The 25,000-nt window shown below is 43.5% G+C and carries 16 protein-coding genes and 1 pseudogene; all 17 read right to left on the reverse strand.

All coding sequences use genetic code 11. The annotated features are described in order from the left end of the window. Positions 1-49 precede the first annotated feature (49 nt). Positions 50-589 (reverse strand): carbohydrate binding domain-containing protein, encoded by a 540-nt coding sequence (locus L0M14_RS18920; RefSeq protein WP_235118172.1) that lies wholly within the window; start codon positions 587-589, stop codon positions 50-52. Positions 590-616: 27 nt separating this feature from the next. Then, positions 617-1,968: pseudogene (locus L0M14_RS18925) on the reverse strand (carbohydrate-binding protein); the annotation flags it as partial. Next, complete coding sequence (locus L0M14_RS18930) at positions 1,965-2,360, reverse strand: hypothetical protein (RefSeq protein WP_235118174.1); 396 nt, start codon at positions 2,358-2,360, stop codon at positions 1,965-1,967. The pseudogene L0M14_RS18925 and the gene L0M14_RS18930, both read right to left, overlap by 4 nt. Before the next feature lie 231 nt (positions 2,361-2,591). Then, positions 2,592-4,184: an ABC transporter substrate-binding protein gene (locus tag L0M14_RS18935; RefSeq protein ID WP_235118175.1), complete on the reverse strand. Its 1,593-nt coding sequence runs from the start codon at positions 4,182-4,184 to the stop codon at positions 2,592-2,594. Positions 4,185-4,261: 77 nt separating this feature from the next. Continuing rightward, the gene (locus tag L0M14_RS18940) at positions 4,262-5,134 is read right to left on the reverse strand and encodes a carbohydrate ABC transporter permease (RefSeq protein ID WP_235118176.1); all 873 of its coding nucleotides are present in this window, start codon (positions 5,132-5,134) and stop codon (positions 4,262-4,264) included. 11 nt (positions 5,135-5,145) lie between these two features. Further along, the gene (locus L0M14_RS18945) at positions 5,146-6,105 is read right to left on the reverse strand and encodes an ABC transporter permease (RefSeq protein WP_235118177.1); all 960 of its coding nucleotides are present in this window, start codon (positions 6,103-6,105) and stop codon (positions 5,146-5,148) included. A 122-nt stretch (positions 6,106-6,227) separates the two neighbouring features. Further along, positions 6,228-7,838, reverse strand: coding sequence for a response regulator transcription factor (locus L0M14_RS18950; RefSeq protein WP_235118178.1), 1,611 nt, complete (start codon positions 7,836-7,838; stop codon positions 6,228-6,230). Positions 7,839-7,849: 11 nt separating this feature from the next. Next, positions 7,850-8,902, reverse strand: a complete 1,053-nt coding sequence (locus L0M14_RS18955) for a sensor histidine kinase (protein ID WP_235118179.1) — start codon at positions 8,900-8,902, stop codon at positions 7,850-7,852. After that, complete coding sequence (locus L0M14_RS18960) at positions 8,797-9,606, reverse strand: hypothetical protein (RefSeq protein ID WP_235118180.1); 810 nt, start codon at positions 9,604-9,606, stop codon at positions 8,797-8,799. The genes L0M14_RS18955 and L0M14_RS18960 overlap by 106 nt, the downstream gene beginning before the upstream one ends. Positions 9,607-9,762: 156 nt before the next feature. Continuing rightward, positions 9,763-10,635 carry a helix-turn-helix transcriptional regulator gene (locus L0M14_RS18965; protein WP_235118181.1) on the reverse strand — a complete coding sequence of 291 codons (873 nt, stop codon included), beginning with the start codon at positions 10,633-10,635 and terminating at the stop codon, positions 9,763-9,765. Between the two features lie 115 nt (positions 10,636-10,750). Beyond that, positions 10,751-12,259 carry a response regulator transcription factor gene (locus tag L0M14_RS18970; RefSeq protein WP_235118182.1) on the reverse strand — a complete coding sequence of 503 codons (1,509 nt, stop codon included), beginning with the start codon at positions 12,257-12,259 and terminating at the stop codon, positions 10,751-10,753. Between the two features lie 80 nt (positions 12,260-12,339). Continuing rightward, positions 12,340-18,759 carry a glycoside hydrolase family 66 protein gene (locus L0M14_RS18975; protein WP_311198916.1) on the reverse strand — a complete coding sequence of 2,140 codons (6,420 nt, stop codon included), beginning with the start codon at positions 18,757-18,759 and terminating at the stop codon, positions 12,340-12,342. Next, positions 18,672-18,917, reverse strand: a complete 246-nt coding sequence (locus tag L0M14_RS18980; RefSeq protein WP_235118183.1) for a hypothetical protein — start codon at positions 18,915-18,917, stop codon at positions 18,672-18,674. The genes L0M14_RS18975 and L0M14_RS18980 overlap by 88 nt, the downstream gene beginning before the upstream one ends. Before the next feature lie 170 nt (positions 18,918-19,087). Then, complete coding sequence (locus tag L0M14_RS18985; protein ID WP_235118184.1) at positions 19,088-20,776, reverse strand: glycoside hydrolase family 13 protein; 1,689 nt, start codon at positions 20,774-20,776, stop codon at positions 19,088-19,090. Between the two features lie 15 nt (positions 20,777-20,791). Then, positions 20,792-21,805, reverse strand: a complete 1,014-nt coding sequence (locus tag L0M14_RS18990) for a LacI family DNA-binding transcriptional regulator (RefSeq protein WP_311198738.1) — start codon at positions 21,803-21,805, stop codon at positions 20,792-20,794. Between the two features lie 49 nt (positions 21,806-21,854). Beyond that, the gene (locus tag L0M14_RS18995) at positions 21,855-23,147 is read right to left on the reverse strand and encodes a response regulator transcription factor (RefSeq protein ID WP_235118185.1); all 1,293 of its coding nucleotides are present in this window, start codon (positions 23,145-23,147) and stop codon (positions 21,855-21,857) included. A gap of 15 nt (positions 23,148-23,162) precedes the next feature. Next, a complete protein-coding gene (locus L0M14_RS19000; RefSeq protein ID WP_235118186.1) occupies positions 23,163-24,992 on the reverse strand; it encodes a sensor histidine kinase in 1,830 nt (609 codons plus the stop codon). Positions 24,993-25,000 lie beyond the last annotated feature (8 nt).

Below are 25,000 nucleotides of genomic sequence, written 5' to 3' on the forward strand. Positions count from 1 at the left end.
AAGACGATCATCATTGCTGATTCGTCTTTCTTCTATAACTATCAAACAGTTAATTTTTCATAAGTACTACATCATCAATCTGCAAGTTAGCATCTGCGCTATTTGACTGAATGTAGAATCCGATATCCAGTTTTCCGCTAGTCACATTGACGGTGGCTGTGTACAACTGATACTCAGAGCCATGACTTGCGTTGACATAGACAAGATCGCCTCCATAACCGGCTACTTCCATCCTGCTAACCAAGGGAGCCCCCGAGCTTTGTTTCATCCAAGCCTGTACTGTATAAGAACCATTCGAAAGTCCTGACTTCACCTGATGAACACTTTGCTGATACGGTCCCGAACTCCACAACCAAAGCTTCTTGCCGCCGCCGTGCACATCATTACCATCAATTCCGTATTTAGGGGATTGTCCGGATGGATGCCACTCTGTCCAACCCGTCAAATCTCCGCTTTCAAAGCCAGGGTTAGATATTTCCACAGCAGTACCGCCAGGAGAATCAGGATTCCCAGGATCACTGGGATCATCCGGGTCCGTAGGATTGTCCGCTGAGGGGGAAAATTTGATCCAATTGATATTATAATTCATGCTCGCACATTCTATGCGCAGCTTATGCTGGCCGGCTGGCAAATCGACCGTACTCGACACCGTTGTATAATTTTGCCAGCCCCTGTATCAGGAACCTGAACTGAAGTAAGCACTTGATTATCCAGCTTCAAATCAAATTTGCCTGTGCTGTTAATACTAGCCACTCTTGAATCTACCTTATATGCCCCAGCGGTGCTCACATCAACCGTATACTCCATCCAATCTCCGGTATCAATGTGACCTACATTTTGCCCGCCTTCCCCGCTGTTCTCCGTTTGGACGCCTGACATGCTATCGTAGCTTTCCGCTTCAATTTGACCTGGAATCGTCTTGGCCGGTTTAGGCGGCGGAGGTGTTGCCCCCGGCGTAATCTTCAATATGCGGACGTCGTGTTGGCCGATTGCATCACTATAGCTGTTCATGCTTCCTAGATCTTGATGTTTCCATAAATCTCTAACCGATGCATAACCGGAAATCCCTAGATCAGATGCGAAATCAATGCTTTTCGTGACAGAACCGTTGTCCCTATTAAAAAGACCGACGATCCAGCTTCCATCCGCAAGCTGCCCTTTCCACTTCATACTATCTGCGTGTTGAGGATCGCTGCTGAATGGCTTGGCTACAAATCCCTTCTTGTTTAGTTCGAGCAGTTCCGTGTTCTGGTATACCCAAGATGCGCCGCCAATCGTATCATACTCATCTGCCATGATAACTGGCGCTCCCGACAACACAACAAGTGAAATAGCAGATTTCTTTTCCTCATCTTTATACATATTGTGTATCCGCAAGAAATCGGCATCGAGAATCATCTTTCCTTTCCCAGCGATTTTCGACCAGTAAATCAAACCGTCAAATGCATTATGGTATTGTGACCAATAAGGAAATCTTGTTCCTCTGTCCATGTCGCTGAATCGTCCCCAATCGCCATTGGCAGCGTCTTCATTAACCCGTATCCAGTCGCCATACTTAAGCTCAACTGCGGCTTCGTTATTCAAATGGGGCATAACCAGACTTAGTTCCATATCATTTCCGCAAGCCTCTGCCATCCATTTTAGGGCTAATTCGTAATTGGCTGAGCCGTGCGCAACGCCTACCTGTCTGCCTTTATCAATCCCATCTTCAAACCACGAAAGGAAATCTACGCGCAAAACCTTCGCACCTGCATTTTTAAAATAGTTGACATACCCTTTCACATATTGTTCCGCACCTGGCTTGGTCACATCCACCCAGTATAAGCTGGAAGGTTGCCCGCCGTTAAATCGGTCGCCTGCATTCGTTATGGATTCTACAGGTATATCGGTGCCGACAATTTTGTAATTGGAGTTGCCTACTACCGTTGGACTTACCCACAGTGGGTTGTAATAAACACCAAGCTTCATACCTTTGCCTGCGAGATAATCCCCCAATACTTCCAATCGTGCGTCCAACTGTCATTATGCGAAAGGATATATCCATTGGCATTCACTTTCGTTGAACCTTCCACCCAACCGTCCGAAATAGCGGTATCGTATCCATATGATTTAAAATTGTCCGCAAGCCAGTCGATATTCTTCTTCCACCTGTCTTCAGGCATATAGGTATTATTGGCATATTGATATTCATAGGTACTCCAAGCTAGAGGACCTGTCGCTTTTTGCGTAAATACACTGTCTCTTGCGTGAGCTTGGGGCGTATACAGCATGCTTAGAGCAGTACTTAACAAGGTCACAGAAGTGAATACGTTACGCAATTGGTTATATCTGACTCTTTTTCCCCAGGTATTCATTTTCATTTTATTTTCCTCCCTTTCGTTTCCAGGCATGTTTCAGGACATACATCCTCTTCGATGAAACCGGTTATATTTCACTCTCTTTTATTAAATTAGTTTCCATCACCTCCCTAGGAAATCTTACCATCTTCTTCTAACGAAATAAGTAGAATATCATATCGAGATCGTGTAGTAATAGCTTAAACAACAAAAGGACCGCTCGGAAGCAGTCCTCTTGTTGTAGCTGGCTAACGCTTACTTACCGTTTGCTTTACGCCACTCATCCAATTGTTTTTGAACCTCAGCAACAACTTTATCGATACCCGCCGCTTTCAACTTACTAGTAAGTTTCGGTACTTCCACATCCGGATCCAATGTTCCGGAATTCAAGCCTGCATCATAAGTTTTACGAACGTTTTCAATTGCGATCAGTTCATTTTTCACCGGTTCGGAATCAAAAATAAAGCCAAAAATGATCGAAGGATCTGCCGCCACATCTTTGTTGAATTTCTCATAGTTTTCATACTTTTTAGGATCTTCGCCAACGCGTGTGTAGTTCAGCATTTGGTTACCGATTTGCCATTGATTGTCATGGTAGAATCCAACATTGTCCGTTGTTTTGCCTTCTGGAAGATCAACTTGTCCATTTTTTAATACGTAATGTGTTCCTTCAATACCGTAGTTAAACAGGCTCAGCAACTTGGCATCTTTGAAGAAAAGGTTGAGCAACATCATCGCTCTTGCCGGATCCTCGGAGTTTTTGGAAATCGCTTGAGTTGTATCGGCCAGCTTTCTAGTTCTCAGCGAATCAATGTTGAATGGAATCTGAATCAAATCCATACCAACTTGCTTGGATCTGATAGGCATCGGTGCCGGAACACTATTGTCGCTTACAATCTCCATGTCGGCACCAGCAATAGCGAAAGCATTACCTGTTTTCATTTTCGACCATCCATCGTTGTTCGATTGTACGGATGTCGAGGCATCTTTATTGATGTAACCTTGCTTGAACCAACTGTGTGTTAATCGCGCCAAATTCATATACTCATCCGTATCGTAGTAGCTGACTGCTTTAAAGTCTTTGTTACTGCGTACTAAACCAACTGGATCGAGAATCATTTCCATTTTACCGGATTTAAAGTATGCTTCCAGCGGCAATGGCAGGCCTACCATCGGTGTAATACCTGGTTCATTCTCTTTGATCGTTTTCAGCATAGGTTCCAAATCTTCCATTTTGCGACTCTTCGCAAGCGCAGCCAAATCAAAATGGTATTTCTCAGCTAAATCCTTGCGCACAACAATACCTTGAGAACCGCCTAGCTCTTGGTGAGTATGAATCCCATAAATCTTGCCGCCCCGTGTAGCTCCGCTATGATAATCTTTTTCCACTTTTTCAATGTCTGGTCCGTATTGTTTAAGCAAATCGTCCAGTGGAAGCAGCGCTCCTTTATTCACCTGCGATTCAAAGCCTAACCAGTTTGCCGTAAAAATCGTATCGAATTTTTCACCGGATGCAAACATGAGGTTGGTTTTATCGCCCCAAGCACCCCAGTCTACCGGATTTAACTTGACTGTCATATTCATCTCTGGGTAAGTCGACTTCAGATACTCATTCATCGCGTTCTGAACTTTCTCTAAATCTCTTTGGGTACTATCCGGGTAAACCATGACAACCTCATATGGCTTTAAGTCACTTTTTACAGCTGCGGCAGTGGAGCTGGCCGTGTTTTTCGGTGATTCACTTGAACTGCTGCCGGATTTCGTAGTATTGCTCGAGCATCCGGAAAAAACGATTGCGGAAGACAGCAGTGTTGTCAGGAGAACGGTAAGACCTTTTTTGCTGTTCATCTTGAATGTAGTAATCATTTTCTGTAAACCTCCCATATTTTCTATTCATATATACTAAACCGGGGCATAACCCGGGATTAGCCTTTCACTGCGCCAATCGTTAAACCTTTTACAAAATATTTTTGAAGGAAAGGGAATACGAGCGCCATTGGACAGATCGCGATCATCGCCATGGCCATCCGAATCGATTCCAGAGGCGGGCGAGTAGTAATCTGCCCACCAGCTACACTTGTAACCTGAGCTAGAAATTGGATGTTCAACAGCGTTTTATTGAGCAGGTACTGCATGGTATATAAATCCTGATTGTTTATAAAAACCAGGCTGGTGAACCATTCGTTCCAGTACGAGATTGTTACAAACAACCCAATAGTCGCCATGACCGGTAAAGAAAGCGGCAGGATCATGCTGAAATAAATTCGCAATTCACTTGCTCCGTCAATTTGCGAAGACTCAATCAGCGATGGCGGAATGCTGTTAGCAAAAAATGTACGCATGATCAGCACATTGAAGCCGCTTAGTAATCCCGGTATAATCAACGCCCACAATGTATCTTGAACATGCAAGAATCGGGTATATACCAAGTACCAAGGAAGCAGGCCCCCGCTGAACAACAGCGTCAAGAACACATAGAAAGTGAATATTCCTTTAAGTGGAAAATCTGAACGCGAGATTGAGTAAGCCAGCATGGAAGTGATCGCTAAACTGATAATAACTCCTACCACCGTAACTACAATGGAAACACCGTAGGCTCTTACAATCGGCGTGGCATCCTGGATTAAATATAAGTAAGCGGTTAAATCAAACTTCTTAGGCCAAAAAGAATACCCATATCGCAAAAGTGTCTTTTCTTCTGTCAGCGATACTACGAGAACCAGCCAAAACGGAATCAGGCATACCAAGCTCGTTAACAGAAGAAGAACATGAATGAGAGGATTCGCTCTTTGTGTCATTTCTTCACTCCTTAGAACAGCGCATTTTCATTGCTGAATTTTCGAACTAACGTATTCACGGTGACTACCAGGATAAAACCAACAACCGATTGCAATAACCCTGCCGCTGAAGCAAGTCCTGTGTTTCCTGAAACAAGAAGCGCATTGTACACATACGTATCGATAACATCAGTCGTAGGCTTAAGCGCTCCTGCAGCCAGTGTAGCCTGATAGAAAAGTCCGAAATCTGCATTGAAAATACGACCGATAGCAAGCAAAGTCATAATAATGATGACCGGAGAGATTAAAGGGATGGTGATGCGGGTCATTTGCTGCCATCGTGTAGCCCCATCCATTCGCGCTGCCTCATAATACTCAGGATCTATGCCTACGATGGCGGCTAGATACACGACTGTTAAATAACCAATCGATTTCCAGGTGTTAACAAACGTTAAAATATATGGCCAGTACTCTGCTTCGCCGTACCATGAGATACCCATTTTTCCAGCCGGCTCAAGTAATGCTTTATTCACAAAGCCGAGTTCAGGATTCAGGAATCCGAATACGACATAACCCACGATTACCATAGATACAAAATAAGGAAGCAGCATCGCACTTTGGTAAAATCTCATCAAGTACCGGTTCTTTACTTCATTGAGAATCACAGCAAACAAAACGGCTAATACGGTATTGATGGCAATAAAAACCGAATTGTACAAAAGGGTGTTCCGGATAATGATGTAAGCATCATTGCCAGTAAATAAAAACTTAAAATTCGCGAAACCGACCCAATCGCTCCCCCATATGCCTTTCGTGTAATTCAAGTCCTTGAAGGCGACGAATATGCCAAACATGGGCAAGTAATTGTTGATTAATAAGAACAAAATGCCTGGTAAGGCAAGTGCTGTAAGCGCTTTGTATTTCCAAATGGCTTGGAATACGGATTTTCGCTTCACAGCCGTGACGGGTTTTGTCATTGCCAGCTCTGTCATTTCAGTTACCCCTTTCTCTAGTAGCAATCTTTGTAACCTTAGTTTACGACAGAGCCTGCTGCCCTCCCCACCTTTTTTGTGACTACCTTCTAGTCCTTTTGTGACTTGTATTTGTGCCTTCCTTAGGTTTTTCTAAAGTCTTGCGGGTTCATCCCGTATATTTTTTTGAATACTTTGGAAAAATATGAAAAGTTGACGTAACCCAGACTTTGAGCGACTGCACTCACCGTCATTTCGCTATGTTTTAATAGCTCTTTCGCGCGACCCATCTTGAATTCGATCATATAATCGATCAAGCTTTTACCTGTCTGCTTGCGGAATAGTCTGGACAAGTAAGCAGAGTTCAAGTTAACGAATGCGGCAACATCCTCTCTGGAGATGTCCTCTTCGACATGCTCTCGCATGTACTGAATCGCTTTATTAATCACACGATCGTCTTCTACGGGTTCAAACACGGCATTCATGACAGTTGTAGTCAGTTGGATCGTCCAGTTCTGAAGCTGAGCCAAACTTCGGATGTGAGCAGACGCCCATAATGCGAAATTCGGCACCTGATTCGGCGTAAAACCTTTCACGTGCAGGAAATGGTAAATCACTTGCAAAATGTCGTGATAATAAGTTTCAATGATATTGGCATCCACGTTCCTGGATGCTTCCAGTTGTCTTATCGTTTGACGAATGAGATCAATCAGAATATCCCGTCTTCCGGCAAGCAGATATTCGCTCCAACTTGAAATTTTACATACTAACCCTTGTTGATCCATCTGCACAGTTGGGCTTACTTCGTTGTTCTGCAGCACCATAACCGTCTTCGTATCTTTGACATTGGACCGTTCCATTTGACGAAGCATCTCGCAAACCTCGTACAGATCTTCAAATGAGACATCATAACCGATATAACTGGAAATATGACAGGAGAAATATTCCTCTGCAGCTTTAATAAAGCTTTTAGCTCTCTCTTGGAGAGCGTCCATTGGAAAATGTGGAGTTGAATCCGCTTCCTTGGCATATATCATGACTACAAACAATCCATTCTTCTCTGCAATGACATGACCCCGCATGTCGTGTAGAAACATTTCCTCGGCAGCTTTCTTTACCGCATACTCCATAATTTCCTTGTCTCTATCGCATAACACCCTTAGCCATTCCTCAATACTGATGAGAACAGGAAGAATCCTATGCTCCTGGGTCAATTGCATTTGAGCATCCTCTAACGCCCGTGATAAAAAATCACCAAAAGTCAATATGCGGCGGGACATAAAGTCTAACCAAAACTTCTCAGCGAGTAGCGGCTGTTGCTTATCCCAAAGAGATTTGTACTTGTTGTACATCTCATTATAAGTCTGCTGTTCGGCACGCTCTGCTACGGCTTGAAGCATCGTTCTTACAACGCCCGCCAATTCATCGGGATCCGCCGGCTTCAGTAAATAATCGAAACTTCCTAAATGAACGGCCTTTTTAGCAAATGCAAATTCGGAATGACAAGTTAAAAACACAGATTCCGTGTTTGGAGAATGTTCCTTCACCCAAGCAAGCAAATCTAGCCCCGTTTCATCAGGCATCTCAATATCACATATCATAATGTCGATTTTCATGCTTTGGTATATCATCTTGGCTTCCCTCGAATGATGTGCTACATACACGTTATTAATGCCAAGCGATAACCAATCCAAGCCATTTCGAATGCCTTCAGCAGCAAATTTCTCATCATCGACTATTAATAAAGAATACACTCAGCTCACCTCTATTCCTCATTTCGAATAATGGGCAAAATGATATCTATCACAGCACCGCCACAATCCGCATTCCGAAATGAAACGCCAGTTAATCTATCCTCATAACGCATAGCTATTCTCTTTTTCACATTCCAAATACCAATATGCTTGTCTTCGTCATTTGGAGCATACATAATCCCTGTCAACTTCTCCAACATATCTTCTGAAAACCCTTTGCCGTTGTCTTGAACTTGAATGTGGAAAAGTTGGTTATTTTGAGAGTCAAGGTCAACTCGGATCGTAAGCTGGAATGGCTCATTTTCTTTGACGCTGTAGCCATGAATCATTGCATTTTCAACAAATGGTTGGACAATAAGCGGTGGAATGGCGATAAGTCTTAGCTCTTCGTCAATATCAATCTTGAACTCAAATGCATCTTGAAACCTCATTTTCTGAATCTCCAGATAGTTTCGGATGTGATCCAACTCCTGAAAAAGCGGGATTAAATCTCCGTGTGTAGACATAGAAAAACGGAAATATTTAACCAAGTGCTGTACCGTCTTTTTCACGAGATCCACTTGCTTTAAATCCGCCAATTGATAAAGAACATTCATCGTGTTCATGTAAAAATGCGGATTGATTTGTGACTGCAACTGCTTCAGTTCTGCTTTTTGAGTGCGCAGCCGCTCCTCATAGACACCGATCTTCAGATCGGTAATCTCCTCAACCATCCCATTAAAACTTTGATAAATGATGGAGAAATCCACCGATTCTGTTAACGGTAGCCGAACTTTCATGTCCCCCTGTTTAATTTTCCTTATCACACTAAGCAACTGCTGAATGGGTTGAAGCAGCAATCTGCGGATCAGAATCATACATAACAGAAGAACCGCCAGTACGAGAATGGGAATAAAACTTACAATTACCCGAAAATATTGAAGTCCTTGCAAAAGCTCATCTTCCGGAAGTACGACCGCTAAATTAATGCCGGCACGCTGCGAGTATTTATTGACAACGAGCAATCTTTCGCCGTCAAATGAAATGTGAAACGGCTTGCTTTCCTCCAACTGAGCTTTGGGCAAATCCCCTGAATCAATTGGGGGTGAGAGTCCTGCTCAGTTAGCACTTTACCCTCCTTGGATACAAAAAGAATATCCCCGCTCTTACCCAAATTCATATTTTGCAACGGTGCCTTCAAGCTGTTTACATGGATGAGAGCACCCAGATACACTTTATTTTCCATTTCATCTCCGCTCAAACGAAAAAGATAGGACTCACCGTTGATTTCGATAAGCTTCCATGCATACAAATAAGTTTTAGGAACATCTTCGTTTTTCATGATTTGCGGTATCGCATTCACAATACTTTCCCTGAAATAACTGGATGCCCCCTGTACGTCAGTGGTAAGAAGAAGATCATTCGACATCGAATATATAAAAAATAAATCAACGCTATGAAAATAGGATTGATAAACGCGATTGATATCCAAAAATGCATTTTGTGCAAAATAATAATCGGAATCACTCAAATTACTCATGCCCAGTTTTAGAAAATCTTCATTATGCGTAGTTAGATAGTACATATTGTTCCCGGTGTCTTCCAGACTTTTATCAAGCATCTGAATATTAGAATCAACCAAATTCTGGTATGAGAGTGCGACTTGTGAAAGTACCGTACTCTTGGCAAAATTGCTTACCACGATCAAGCCAATCAAAAGAGGCACACTTACAGATACAAAAATAATAATTAATCTGAATCCAAGAGATTTTGATCGCATGATTTTCACTAGAAAGCCTCCGGATGTCTGGCTTTAATCGTTTAAACAATGGGTCGGGAAAAAGGCTATGACTTTAAAATGATTCAGAGCCTTTCATTCATGTACTTTATTCTTGTTTGATTATGTCGTTTTTTAACGAATTTTGTAACCTTTTATGTTACTGTCTTAGTGTCTAATATTATTCATTTGCGGAGTGTCGAGGTCTGTGGTGTAAAAACAGGCTGCAGGCTGCATCCCGCATAGGCGGTACATTTTTCGATACTCCGCTGGAGTAACGCCAACCAGATTTATTACCATGGAAGAAAGACTGGATGAGTTCTTAATGCCAATTTCTGAACATATTCGATGAATTGGAACGTCTGTTGTTCTTAGCAAATCCAGTGCTTTTTCAATGCGGGCCCTGGCGACATATTTCATTGGGGTAATCTTCATGATCTTTTTAAACTGCTGACACAGGTAATTGGGATGATAACCGATCACTCGGGCAATATGATCCAGAGATAAATCTGGATTGGCTATCTGTTGTTTCATGTAAAGGACAACTTCAAGCATTCTGCTATCATCAAAATGAATAAGAAGTGGGTTCTCTTCACACAGAATGTGCTCTTCAACAATGTTTCCCTGATCGAGTATATCCAATAAAAAGCTAAACAAGCGGACGGATACTCGAATTTGTTCCAAAATATTGGATTTTTCCAGTTTAAATTTCAAAAAATCTTGCCAATCCAGCATGTGAATATTTTTCAAAATCATTTTCATATATATGGTTTTTTCATCAATCATATTAACAAGTAAGGATGACTCGAATTGTACGACTCTAACACTTTTCGGCTCCCCCTTTATTTGCACATCTGCATGTGAGGTAATAAAAATAATTTCATGCGGTTCTGCATGTACGGGCAGCTGATTAATCATGATTGTGGTTTTTTCGTCACGAATTTCCAGCAACTGATAGAACTGGGAACGCCAGTTGATGGACAATGGAAGGTAATCGGAGCGGTAAATAACGGGCAAGCTATTTAATAGTTGTTCATTCAACTGAATCTGTCCCCCTCATACAAATTAAAGCGTCGAATGTAGACGCCTCCTTATTATGATGGTTCCTACTTCAGCTTCATAACCTCCTGTTGTATGAAAATGGTGTCTTATTGTACTAAGTTTTGGTCAATCCATCACTAAGGGAAAGTTGATGCTCCCGATATTCAATAGGCGTGTACCCCGTCATTCTTTTAAAGAGTTTGCTGAAATACTTCACATCTTTAAACCCGGTTTGTTCTGCAACCTCATAAATCTTGTAATCTCTACAACAAAGTAAACGCTTGGCTTCCCTGATTCGAAGCTCGATCAAGTAATCTATAAATTTTTTCCCGGTATGCCTTTTAAAAAGCAAAGAAAAATAACTTCGACTTACATGTATATAATCAGCCACTTCCTGCAGATTGATTTCTTCCCTAAATTTCAAAGTCATGTATTCCAATGCTTTAGCTATTAACTTACCGGCATAACCTTCAACTGAACGGCCTGCATCTTCAAAGCGCAGCATAAGAACATTCTCAACATCCTCTAAAGTTTCCGTATAATTGATCATTTCTAGAAATTCAGGCAATGATTCCGTGATACCCAAGGCATAACTTATAGAAAGCAGCAATTGGCAAGCTTCTTTTTTTACTTGAGCCGGACTTTTGGTCCGTTCCCGCCATTGCTTGATCTTCTCATGAATAAGAAAGGATGCAGGTTCCGTGTCATGGTTTCTAAGTTCGGATGCTTCTTCTAGAGATCCAAATTGCAATAAATGGTCCATATCCATCATCTGACCGATTCCTTCAAAAAACACGTAGTCTTCCAATTGTTTAACAATAGTAAGCTTTGCTTTAAGCGATTTGATTCCTTCCACGGCCATGTAACCAATGGTTAGTGTAATTTGCAGCTTTTCTTCCACGTTCTTTTTAAAAACGGGTACTGGAAATTTGGGTTCCAATTGTTCTGGAAAAATTGCAAGGACCATATCAGTGCCAATTTCAACAGTAATACCCTGGATGAATTCCGAATAAAACAAACTCTGCAGTTCTTTGCATAAAATATCTTCAAGCATGCTGCCGTATGGCTCTTCTGTCTTCTCTAATTGATGAATCTTCATATACATACACACGCATGGCGAAGACAACCAGCTCACGTTTGGCGGTATGGAATCTTTGTTTCCAAGAAGAAACTGTTTCAAATCCAACTCTAGCAGAGATGTTGCTGCATGAATTTTTGCTCCTAATGCCGCCTCTTGTATTCTTTTCTGCTCAATCTTTGCAACACAGCGCGACAAAGCGTTTGCAAGTTGGTCCGCATCTAATGTTGGCTTGAACAAATAATCAATTGCTCCGTAACGGATCCCTTCCTGTACGTACGCAAATTCATCATAGCTGCTGACCAAAATGACTTGCAGATCGGCATTGCGTTCTAGTGATTGCTTCATAAGTTGCAACCCGTTAACTAGTGGCATTTGAATGTCGGTGATCAGAATTTGAATGTCTTCGTTGTCCATTACTTCCAGAACTTCTTTTCCATTTGAGCATTCTGCTACAACTGACATTCCGTACTGCTTCCAATCGATTAATGACCGTAATCCGCTTCTCATCATCAGCTCATCATCAGCAATAACCACACGTATCACAAACTGAATCCTCCTTCATCGGATATACAAAAAGAAAACGCGTGACAGGCTTTCAAAAGGCCAGCCTGTCACGCTTATGATTACTTATTTCCGGTTTGCAGCAAACGATATATGACTGTCGCCACTTCTGCTCGTGTCGTAAGTTCCGCGGGTGCAAAGATTTGCTCTTGCCGGCCCTGCATAAGACCTTCTACCAGTACTTGTTGGACTGCGTCCAGAGCCCAATCCGAAATATCATCGACATCTGAATACACCATAGTTTCACCGTGTTCAGCTGGTGCACCATGAAGGTTCTTGTAGACACGTGACAATATGACTGCCATCTCTTCTCTTGTAATCGGTGCATCCGGCTCAAACGATTCATTCGTTCTACCGCTTACCCATCCTTGATCCACTGCTGCAGCTGCTGCATTTGCATACCAACTGCCAGCAACTAGATCACGGAATGTGGATGAAGCAGTGTGCTCTGCAGTAACTCCTAAAGCCCTTGCAAGCATCGTGACAAACTCAGCTCTGGTTGTTGTCGAGCCAGGTTCAAATTCAGCCGCGCTTCGTCCTTGTATAACTTGCTTGGCCGCGAGAACCTGGATAGAACGATGTGCCCAATGTTGATCATCAACATCGTTAAAAGAACTTTTCCAAACAATCGGAGCATACAAACTAAAATGTTTCATTGAGGCAATAAGTTTATGACCGACCTCATCATACTTGCCTCCAGCATAGATCCACTGCCCCTTATTAACGTCAAACGTATACAAACCAAGCAGTTCAGTTTCCTTAACTTCCCCGTCAACACTCAATTCCAGCGTGACTGGCGAATCAAACTCTTTTTCCCATTTCGCAAACCCGCTGCCCGTGTCTACGCCGATCTCAAAATCATACATATTTCCAAGCTGTGTTGCTGTTAGAGATCTGTTTCCTTTGAGCTTATCAGCCGCTGCATTCTTCAGATCATCAGTTGCAGGTTTCACACGAATAGAGATGGCAGCGTTGCCCGCAGACTCTGAGGAAATGAGTGTGCGAACTTGCTCAAGCAGCTGTGCAGAAAATACGAGTTTCGCCTTATCTTGAGAAATCTCCAGATTGCCTTTGCCGAGCAGTTTCCCTGCATCCAGAGGGAGCTTCAATTCTTGCTGATCTCCTGAGAGCTTCACAAAGGTGTTTCCGCCTAGTTTGTTAAAATCGGATGCAGATATTGTAACCGTATTTGCAGAACTGAAATTTGCTGCACCTCCACCTGCACTCGAATTCGAGTGGGAGCCCGAATCCGATGGAGTATCGGAAGCCATAGCATCACGCTTAACGAATACCATGTTCCAGTATGCCAGTGTCGGCATAGTAAACGTGATTTTGCTGCCCTCCCATTTGAAGTTAAGCGGTGTGAACATTCCGCCCTCATGATCAGGCGAGGCTGCATACACTTGCAAATTCGGAGCTTGCCCTTGTGTGACCCCAACATCATAAGTAACATTCAAACCTGACAGATGTTCCGGTTCTGAAGCCGCGTTACGCCAATTGGCATCGTTATTCAGCAAATTAACAAAGTTCAACACGTCATACTTGCCAAATCCTTGAGTCTGGTTCGTTTTGCGCACAACCGTAAGCAAGCTGTCTTCCTTCCCGTCGGCGCTTGTCAAAATGGAGTTGCCGTCAGCATCTTTCACACTTACTTTTGCTTGATTGTCTTCCGTACTGTCAAATAACAAATTCTCATAAGCCGCATAGAACTTATAGTAATCCTTGAGCGATTCCTTAAGCGATGCTTTCATCTTCTTGCTGCGGTTCGGGTAATACTCGTGAGCCAGCATATTCGGCCCCTCTTCAAAAGCTGCGGCTGTGCCTAGTTCAATATGTGTAGTTCCAAAAGCCCCTAAAACAGCATCCATTAAGCGAATCGATGGTTCATTAAAGAAACCGATCGTCAGACTGCGCAAATCGATAGATCCTTCATTGTCAGATTCATGTTTCAAAGTTACTTGATGAGCACCCTGAGACAGATAAGGGACAATGTAATACACATCTTCGTCAAATGTCGTGCTGCTTCCGGTTGACCTGAAATCGAGCTTCGCCGTCTTCACTCCGTCAATATACAATGTCTTGCTGCCGGCAGCTCCGCTATTGGCATAAGAGAAAATCAGTGAAGTTTCTCCAGCTTGCTCGACTTGTATGTCGAAAGTCGCTTCGTCACCCAGATGCCCAAAATTCAAAAGCAAATCTTTATAAAGCGTCATAGCAGGCGTGAAATCGGCTTTTTCCCCATCGATTCGGATGGATCCTGCCTTCACATAATCCAAATTGATTCCCTCGTCATCATGCCCATCCAGTCGAAGTGTGATCAGATTGACACCCTTCTTCAATTGTACGCCTGGCGTCACAAGCTCTGACCAATCGTTCGTATGTGGAAAAGCCAGCTCCTGATGGACAATTTCTTCACCGTCATTTATAACGGACATTGTCCGAATCGCATCTTTGCCTGAAAGGCCGTTGTTACTATATGCCCAAGTCAAATCTTCGGTACGGTCTTCATCTAATGTCACTTCGAATTTAAGGAAGTCATTCTCATCATCAAAGCCCGATGCGAACCCTTTCGAAATGCTCAGTGCTTCGGCTCCGCCTGAAATATCTGCATCTTCGACTTCGTACTCACGATCACCTACAATCAAGCTGTCCAGATTGATATACTGACGGTCGGAAGCAACAACCAACTTGATCTGATGAGCTCCAGGTGCAAGGGATGCATCAATCGCCTTCTCGGCCATGCCTCCGCTCCATCCGCCTGGCGTTTGCCCGAATGTAATATCGTCCGCGATCTGCGTATTATCAACAAATACATCAAATTTGGGGTTATTGTCCGTACGGTACTTGAAGGCAATCTTCTGAACGGCTTCAGCAGCATCTACATGGAAAGTTAGCGTCTGGCCAACCAATCCATGGTTGTCTGTTCTGCCCGGCACCGTCTGAATACTTCCTGTCTTCGCAACGACAGGCTCCCACCCGATTTCACCGGATTCGGCTTCAAATGTGACACCATTCAGCTTGAAAGAATCAATAGCTAAACCGGAATCTTCCGAAGACTGCTCCATCTTCATTTTGAGCGTATGCGTCAATTCTTTAGATACATAAACAGATGGAATCAGGAGTTCTGTCCAATCCCCACTTGTCTGGAACTCGAACGAACCTAATTTTTTGCCATCCAAATAAATACTTCTTGTTGCAGATGCACCTGGATTCCGATATGTAACAATCAGGTCGCGAAGCCCGCTCTCGCCCACTGCCGAAAGCTTCAGCGATACGAAATCCCCTTTTTGCCCAAAATGATCCAAGTAACCGATCGTGGACCATTTCGTTTCAGCGACGGCATTTCCGCCTTTGCGAACTTCCGCTGATTCCGCTTCCTTAACGATATCGTCTAACGTAAGCTTGTCAATTTCAATCGACTCATTGCCGTTCACAGTTGGGTACAACGTAAGCTTGTTCTGACCGGCCGCAAGGTTAAGCGGGACGGAGATGGAACTCCATGTGCCAGACGTATTGGAGAAGTACACTTGCTGGGAAACGCTATTCACTTGCATGGTGTACGGGATAGCGCTGTTCGAACGATAAGCAACATGAATCGTGTCCCATCCTGCCTCCGCACGGTTAACATCCATGGAAATCGAGTCTCCGGCCTCGCCGAAATTGTCTGTGGAATGAGACGTTTTATCCACACCGTTTGTACGGGTTTGAGGGGATTCAGATTCCAACTTGCGTCCCATCGAGAGCGCATGAACATTTAGCCACGTATCATTGTTCTCCGCGCGAACCGTAATGGAGTGATAGCCCTCACTTAATGCAATATTCTTCTCTGCAACTCCCCACCAGCCATTGTACCAATCGTTGGATGGCAGGCTTAGACTGGAAGATGCTCCGTCAATATCGAGTGCAGCCGTTTGAGCATTCCCCGTTCGATACCACAAACCAAGAGAATAGTCCGAAGCTTTCGGCGCGTATACCTCAAAGGTCACAGACTTGCCTCCTGCACCATTGAAATTGTCCGTTTTAACATCCTTGTCCGCCGATTCATTCACTTCGACACCACCAGCAACACTTACTCGGGTAGTCCCGTTTATAGGAGTTCGGTCGTTTACAAGAAACATTTGACCGCCAACCAAGATCCCGTCCAAATTCAAGTACTGTCCACCCGTTGTTAGCGACAACTTCACCGTATTCGTACCCGGATGCAGCGGTACCATGACTGATTTCCAACCCCAATGGCCATTGCCTGCCGTGGCGCCCCAGCCACCGGTGGAGTCAAAAGCAACTTCCCCTGGCAGGATTGTGCCATTGACCGTTACGATACCTTTCGGGCTATTCTGAGTTGCATATTGAAAAATAAGTTCTTGCATACCTTCTGTTTCAGACGCGACATCAAATTCGATGGAGTCAGGAGCATTATTCAGGTTTTTGACATACGCTGAATCAACAACGCCAGGATGAAGTTGAATTCCTGTTTCCCTGGTCGGTTTCCATCCGTATGACGCTTTCTCTGCTTCATAACGATTGCTCGCTACCTCCAGATAATTCACCGTCATGCCAGTGTCAGATGGTTGATTCATTTGAAGTGTAACGCTGTTATGTCCGGCGTGAAGGGGTACCGATAAACTTTTCCCGGTCTTAAACGTTTCCCAGCCGCCAGTCGGAGCGAACTCGGCATCTTTTTTAACCAATTCGCCATTCACATATAGATCCCGTGTTACTTGAGTTGAGGCAATACCGTAGTTCACAGCGATCGGATAATCGCCGTTTGCTTCGGCAACAACATCGAAGGTTACATAATCCCCCTCTGTTTCAAAGAAAAACACGTTGCCGAACCTGTCTACCCGGCAGCTCACCAGATCGGCGTACTCCGCTTCGTATTCGCGGCTCTTTCCGTCTCCTGCAACGACCAAGCTGTCAACATTCAACCATAAGCCTGTCGAGTTAAGCTGCAGCATGATTGTGTTGTCTCCGGCTTTCAAATTTGCATGGATCATCTTCTTCGCACTTGGGTTGCCCCAGCCCGTATTTTCATCGAAAGGAATTGATGTAGCAACGACCTCACCATTTACCGTCAGCTTCCCGTCAGGACTGCCGCCTGCGTTGCCATGACCGTAGTTCAGCGTCAAATCATACGTTCCCGCTTGATCCGCATGAACCGTCCAAATGATTTTATCCTCATTCGGCATGCCGAAGTCTCCCACCCATCCGGGTACGCGATTAATCCTCGACTGAAACTCCACCGTCTTTGGTACGTCGGTCAAATCGGCTGCAGGATACTTATCACCTGTTGCCTGTTTGTAGTTCATATAGCCGGCGATGACCATGGCCTTGCCGCCGTCTTTGGATTTGGTATCGTCAATTACACTTTTGAGGTCACGGTAATTGTCGCGATTTTGCCAAATCTCGCTGTAGTCAAAATCCGTTTTCGTATTCGGATTCGGTACATCCGCGTATTCCTGACTGCCGCCTACCATGTTAAAAGTCACATGATTCTTCGTTGGATCATTCTTGGTAAGCGAATCCTTAACTGAATTGATCAATGAATCGTAATCTTTGGAATAATAGCGTTCCTTGCCGTCATAGCTGTATAGGAAGTCGTTGTCATTCGCGCCCCATTGGTCAAGGTGGATGCCATCGAATTTAAACTCGTTGATGGAACGGTTGTATTGGTTCGTAATGTACGATTGCCACTGCGGATTGCCTGGGTCCTGCAAATACAGCCCTGTGTTCACCCAATCAAAGTAAAAACCGTTCTGATACTGAATGGGGTCCGGGTTCGGGAACTGCGTGTTCTTGTTGTACAATCCCCATTCGCGTTTCACACCGTAATCTTCATAATGCTCCCTGGCCGCATAGTTCATTTGGTATGCCATCGCAGCAGAACCATATTTGTGGGAAGCCTCAATCTGCTGTTTGACACTTAGCGGAAACAACGGTCTACCTAATAGATCGAGATAGGAAGTATTTTCATTCATTGGAGCGGTAACAAACTGCCCCTGTTCATTAACAACCGGCTTCAGCCTGCCGTCTTCCTCATAGGTCTGTGAATACACAGATACATCATGTCGCCACATCCAGTCATAAAACTGGTAACCATTCAGAAAATAATCCTGCGATAATTGTTTGATTTTCTCTTCGCTCTGTGCTGCCGTTTCTTTTGGAAATTCCGTCGTATAACCGTAACGAGGAAAATGTGTCCAATCGCTGGAGACATCCAGCGCAGAAGTTTGAAATGCATCCGGCTTGCCCTCTATGTAAGCCTTTACAAGATAGCCTCTAAAGTCGGTTGCCGGAGGCTGCCAGTTGACAGTCAGGTCCGACGAAGTTCCCTGCATAACAGTGATAGGACGCGACACCGTACCCATTAGCTTCTCCGCGGAATAAAACTCTAAAATCAACTTGCCGCTCCAATCTGAGCTCTCGTCAAATGAGATGGTAAACTGAGCTTCTTCACCGGAGCATAACGGGCTTTTTCTGCCGATATTTTTTGAATGGGCTTAGTAGGAATTGCAGAATTCGACAGCACAATTGCTTCTGGAGATGCTGCTGCCACCACTGCGCTTGGAACAATTGCGGTTTGCAGAAGCACGGCCGTGGCTACCACTTGTGAGAGTATCAATTTCATTTGTTTATTTTTCATGTAATTCGGTAAGCCTCCTTCATAAGAATCATAGTCTTTAAGCATTGGGCTCAAAAAGGTAACCGCTTTCAATTCCCCTTTATATTCACACCCCCTGTTGAAATCTAATGAAATGGTTATTGTTTTGATCAGCGTAACGTAACCGGTTACGTTACGCTGATCAAAACTTCCTATTGCTTCTTCAATAATTTGTACACGCGAGCCTCGTATGGTCTCAGCTCTATGTGACGGATGTCTTCCGACTCCGCTGCGTCATAGTTGCTGATTAGAAGCGTATTTCTTTGATATCTAATATCCTCATCCAACACAAAAGAAGCTGGTTCTCCAGTAAAATTAAGGATTACGAGCAACTGCTCTTCATTATTACTACGGATATATGCAAAAATTCGATCATTATCTTCCATAAGTGCACGATAATTGGAGTAACCGGTTACGTTATGTACCTTACGAAGCTCAATTAATTTTTTATAATAATGAAAGATGGATTCCGGGTCTTGCAATGCCTGCTCTACGTTGATTTGTTCATAGTTCGGATTGACTGAAATCCAAGGCATACCCTTCGTAAAACCTGCATGCCTGTCAGACGACCATTGCATCGGCGTTCTACCGTTGTCCCTGCCTTTCACATAGATCGAATTCATAATTGAATCCACATCTTTACCTGCAGCCAGTTGCTCTTGATACATGTTCAACGTCTCGATATCTTTATACTCTTCAATGGATGCGAACTTGACATTCGTCATGCCGATCTCTTCGCCTTGATAAATATAAGGCGTTCCTTGCAAGGTATGCAACAGAGTTGCCAGCATTTTCGCCGATTCCTTATGATATACCGTATCATTTCCGAACCGAGATAACATTCGAGGCTGGTCATGATTGTTCAAATACAGGCTGTTCCAGCCTTTGTCCTGAAGCTCCAGCTGCCACTTTTTGATAATCCTTTTGATGTCGGACAGCTTCCAAGGTTTTACATCCCATTTTCCATGCTCACCGGAATCCACATCCATCAACTCAAAATGGAACACCATGTTAAGCTCGTTTCGCTCCTCGCCCACATAAAGCGCGGCCTCTTCGGGTGTAACTCCAATGGCTTCGCCAACAGTCATAATATCATACTTGGACAGCACCTCGCGGTTCATCTCTTGCAAATATTCATGTACACGGGGACCGTTCATGAAATAATCACCGCCGAAATGATAGGAGTCATGATTTCCTTCAACTACTGAAGGCAGCTCCGGCACCTTGGAGATCAGGTTAATGACATCCATACGGAAGCCGTCAATACCTTTATCCAGCCACCATTTCATCATATCGTAAACTTCCTGACGCAGCTTTGGATTTTCCCAGTTTAGATCAGGTTGTTTCTTTGAGAAAAGATGGAGGAAGTATTCTTCTGTTTGTTCATCATACTGCCATGCAGAACCGCTAAAGAATGATCCCCAATCGTTAGGCGCATGTCCGTCTTGCCCTGGACGCCATATATAATAATCGCGATACTCATTATCTTTGGATTTACGGGATTCTACGAACCAGGCGTGCTCATCCGAGCTGTGATTAACCACCAAGTCCATAATCAGCTTCATTCCACGGTCATGCAATCCTTTGAGAAGTTCTTCCCAGTCGGCGAGCGTTCCAAAATCTTTCATGATAGACTGGTAGTTGCTGATATCATATCCATTGTCATCGTTAGGCGATTCATATACCGGACACAACCAGACCACATCAACACCTAATGTTTGTAAATAGTCCAGTTTGGAAATAATACCTTTGAGGTCGCCGATGCCGTCTCCATTGCTGTCCATGAAGCTTCGTGGATAAATTTGATACACAACGCTGTCTTTCCACCATTGTTTAGCCATTCAAGTAACTCCTGTTCAGTAAGTTTTCAATGCTTTCACGGTTTGTCGTTCGATCAGACTGTGAGGCACGATACTGCTCGGTACTATGCCTCCCGTTTCAACCATGGCAATTAGCTTCTCTGAAGCGATTCGGCCAAGATCATATAACGGCTGATGAATCGTCGTCAGGGATGGAACCATCATCTCCGAAAGCTTTAAATTGTCATAACCGACAACAGACAGCTGATCAGGCACGCTGATTCCGTTATTCATCGCGTAATTCATCGCCCCTATGGCCATCTCATCACACGCAGCGAATACCCCCGTAATACTGCTGTCTTCGCTTAAAAGCTGTCCCATTAATCGTGAACCGCTTTCAAAGCGGAAATTGCCGTAGACGATTTTCGCATCATTCACAGTAATCCCATTATCAACCAATGCTTGCTTATATCCCTCAACGCGGGGAGTGCCCGCGATCGGATCACCTTTTGTACCGCTTATCATGGCAATATTCCGATGACCTTGACCAATTAAATAATTAGTCGCATCGTAAGCCGCCATTCTGTCATCTACCTTGACATAGGGGATTCCTGAATACTTAGTCTCTGAAGATACGAGAACAACAGGAATATTCATAGCGTCTAATACTTGAATGTATTCCTCTTTCAGCATCTCGCTGGAGAAAATAATCCCATCAACCTGCTTCTCTCGAAGCACCTGTAAATACTTCAACGTCCGATTGCCGTCTACTGCTGTGTTACATACGAGCACACTATAACCCCGATCATGAGCTAGCTCTTCGATACCATGTAAAATACCGGAAGAGAACTCATTAGAAACGTCCGGAAACATAACGCCGAGTGTCTGTGTCCGTTTATTTGACAGCGAACGAGCAATCGCGTTGGGCTGATAACCCATCTCCTCAATGGTCTTTAAAACTTTTTGCTTGGTTTTGTCCGAATAACCGTTAAGTCCATTCAGTACACGGGATACGGTAGCCACGGATACATTCGATTTCTTGGCAACATCTCTAATTGTAGGGACCATCATTTATCCTCTCCGACATAATACTACGTAACCGGTTACTCTGAGTATATGCCTAAGTTTTATGGATGTCAATCATTGAGTTTTGATTTATTTCTCCCGTCTTTTTTCGATACTCTCTTGGCGTTAGTCCAGTTACCTTTTTAAATACTCGACTGAAATATTTCTCATCCTGAACCCCCACCAATTCAGAAATTCTGGATACACGCATAGCCGGATTCCCGAGTAAAATCTTCGCTTTGTCCATCCTAATCCTCGATATATATTCCACAACATTTTCATCTGTAACCTGTTTGAATTTACGGGATACATTTTCTTTGCTGAGATAAAATCGTTCCGAAATATCCTGCAGTGTAATTTCCTTACTATAATTCTCTTTTATATATTGTTTTATTTCTTGAACTAATTGACTGTCTTTTGAATCATTCCAAAGATGGATCCTACTATTCATGGAATTGCAATGTTCCTGTTCTAGCAGCGATTGTCTGGCCTGTTCAAAGCCTTGACTCACACCTGACGGAAACGGAAGAATCGTACTTAGTCCCATCTCTATTTCAACACCATAAACAGTCCTGACAGCTAGGATAATCTGCTCAAGAAGGTCCTCTGAGCGCTCAATGTCCTTCCACACAATTATTACGATATCCGAACCACTGTACCAATAGCGAAAGGTATAACCGAAATTGCCAGCTTTGAATATTTCATTTCCTATATTCGTCATGGTAAAAGCAAGTAAAGAACGATCTCCATTAAACTTTCGATTTAATACAGGATCCAGACGTTCAAGTGATATCACAGCCAATCGGCAATCTTTTTGACCAAACGTGGTGCCGAACTCTTTATTTAAAGATTGCACCGCCTCCACCGAACCTATTTGCCCCGATACCAAGTCTGATAAGACCTTATCCCTATAATGCGGTCTAAACATATTAAGTTGCGCATGTTGTTCCATACGCTCCTGTCGTGATTTCTGTTCCTCTCTCCACAACGCAATGGCCCGTTCTGCTGCTGAAGTTAATCCTTCTCTGCTTAGTGGCTTTAGGAGATAATCAACTCCACCATATTGAATAGCAGGCTTCACGTATTCGAAATCCTGAAACCCGCTCATCACGATCGTTTTAGAATACGGTGAATGCTTATGAATCCATTCCAGAAGCTGCGCACCGTTAACAATTGGCATCCGCATATCCATAAAAATTACTGCCGGTAGTTCAGCTGCGATCAGTTCTAACGCTTCTTTACCGTTATTTGCCTCTAGAACGATTTCAACGCCATATTGCTTCCATGGGATTAAACATCGCACAGCTTCGCGCACATGCCTCTCGTCATCGACAATTAATGCTTTCATTGCTCTTATCTCCCCTCATCCGTTAATGGGTATTTGAATAACTACTTTCAGTCCTGACGGCTCATTGGGACGCATAAGTAGCTTGGCCTCTTGCCCTACATGTAAACGCAATCTCGCAAGCACATTGATCAATCCAATCTTGTCATTTGCAACAACACTTTTCTTCGAAAGCTCGACCTCTATCAAATTCATCATGTTCTCTGACATGCCCTTTCCGTTGTCTGAAACAGAAATGATTAACCTATCCGTTGTCTCCAACTTAATTTCAATATGAATTTGTCCCTGTTGAATACTGTCTGCAAACCCGTGCTTGAATACATTTTCAACAAGCGGCTGTATAATCATTTTCGGAATTTTGCATTGTCTCGCTGATGGTTCAACATCTACCTGTACGGATAGCTCTCCACCAAACCGTTCTTGCTGCAATAGTAGATAGTTGTGAACATGCTCCATTTCCGTTTCCAGGGTCACACTCGTTTCCTCAGTTGCCATAGCGTAACGCATCATGCTTCCTAATGAATAGATCAGATCGTAAACCTTCACAGCTTGATAACGCAGCGATGTTGTCGCGATCGATTGCAAAGCATTGTACAAAAAATGCGGATTAATTTGAGCCTGCAACGCCTTGAGTTGATTCGTTTTGTTAGCAATTTCCAACCTGTACTCATTCTCAATCAGTTGATGAATTGTTGCTGTCATACCTGTAATCTTGCGTGTTAACAAGCCGATTTCGTCTTCATTCTCAACGTCAACTTGGGCGTTAAATTGCCCTGTTTGGACTTTTTGCGTAAAAGCAATCAATTTCTTGATTGGCGATGTGAATCGAAACGATATCAGCACAGATGCTGCAGCCCCAATTATAAGAAATAATGTGCCGATGCCTGCATTAATTCCCGTAATTTTCCGCGTTTCTTCGTATAAGTAATGATCATGTACCCGCTTTAACAACCATCCTTCGAACAAGGGACTATCCACCCGTTGGAAAAATACGATCCCATCCTGCCAACGGTAATAACCGCTCATTTGATCCTTTCTCATTTGATCCTTTCTCATTTGATCCTTTCTCGCTTGATCCCATCCTATCTGAATGTTCTTCCCACTCATTGCAGCCTCGGATGCGTAAATAATGTCCCCTTGACCGTCCACAAGAAATATCTGTTCAGCTGTCGGGTCGAACATGGACTTCGTAATCGCTTCTAGACCTGATGCACGTAAATCGATAGACAAATAAGCCATCGCTTCATCGCTCGGAGTGCGGTAGATCGGTACATGCACACTCATGACCTCAGTTGTACCCGATTTCAAATTTGGAATATTGGTTTTCAACCCATAGCGATGGTCAAGATGAATCGGTTCAACTACAGGTCTCTTATCTCCCTTAACAGCTATCACTGGAATATAAGCGTCATTTCGCTCCCTTCGAAAAAATCCATTCAGAAGAGTGTTTGATTGCTTATTGGCTACCACAAACAAATGAATTTGATAAATATCTTTATTGGACTGGTACATATTGAAAAGCTGATTAGAAACGATATCCCTGATATCAGTTGAGCCTAAGGAATATGGCGCGGAAGATACTGGTTTTGCATTCAGGAGGGAAGTATACAAGGAATTAGGTAAATTAATACCGCTATATACGGACATAATCAACTGATGAATGCCGCCTAAGTAATTAGACATATTATCCTCACCCAAGGAAAGAATCCTTGTATTCTCAGCGATTGACTTCTCCGTAATTGTAGACTTAGTAACGAAATAAGTTACCGTAATGGAAATGCCAGCCGGAATTAATGTAGTTATAAGCATGAGAGACATTAATTTGCTTCTAATACTTTTTGGAAACATTCTCTTTT

It is taken from the genome of Paenibacillus hexagrammi (assembly GCF_021513275.1).
In the GTDB taxonomy this organism is placed as follows: Bacteria; Bacillota; Bacilli; order Paenibacillales; family NBRC-103111; genus Paenibacillus_E; species Paenibacillus_E hexagrammi.

Coding starts and splice junctions, on each gene's coding strand:
- L0M14_RS18945 (WP_235118177.1), bottom strand. CDS start 6,105: ATGACAGAGCTGGCAATGACAAAACCCGTCACGGCTGTGAAGCGAAAA.
- L0M14_RS18995 (WP_235118185.1), bottom strand. CDS start 23,147: ATGAAAGCATTAATTGTCGATGACGAGAGGCATGTGCGCGAAGCTGTG.
- L0M14_RS18985 (WP_235118184.1), bottom strand. CDS start 20,776: ATGGCTAAACAATGGTGGAAAGACAGCGTTGTGTATCAAATTTATCCA.
- L0M14_RS18940 (WP_235118176.1), bottom strand. CDS start 5,134: ATGACACAAAGAGCGAATCCTCTCATTCATGTTCTTCTTCTGTTAACG.
- L0M14_RS18990 (WP_311198738.1), bottom strand. CDS start 21,805: ATGATGGTCCCTACAATTAGAGATGTTGCCAAGAAATCGAATGTATCC.
- L0M14_RS18935 (WP_235118175.1), bottom strand. CDS start 4,184: ATGAACAGCAAAAAAGGTCTTACCGTTCTCCTGACAACACTGCTGTCT.
- L0M14_RS18920 (WP_235118172.1), bottom strand. CDS start 589: ATGAATTATAATATCAATTGGATCAAATTTTCCCCCTCAGCGGACAAT.
- L0M14_RS18930 (WP_235118174.1), bottom strand. CDS start 2,360: ATGAAAATGAATACCTGGGGAAAAAGAGTCAGATATAACCAATTGCGT.
- L0M14_RS19000 (WP_235118186.1), bottom strand. CDS start 24,992: ATGTTTCCAAAAAGTATTAGAAGCAAATTAATGTCTCTCATGCTTATA.
- L0M14_RS18980 (WP_235118183.1), bottom strand. CDS start 18,917: ATGAAAAATAAACAAATGAAATTGATACTCTCACAAGTGGTAGCCACG.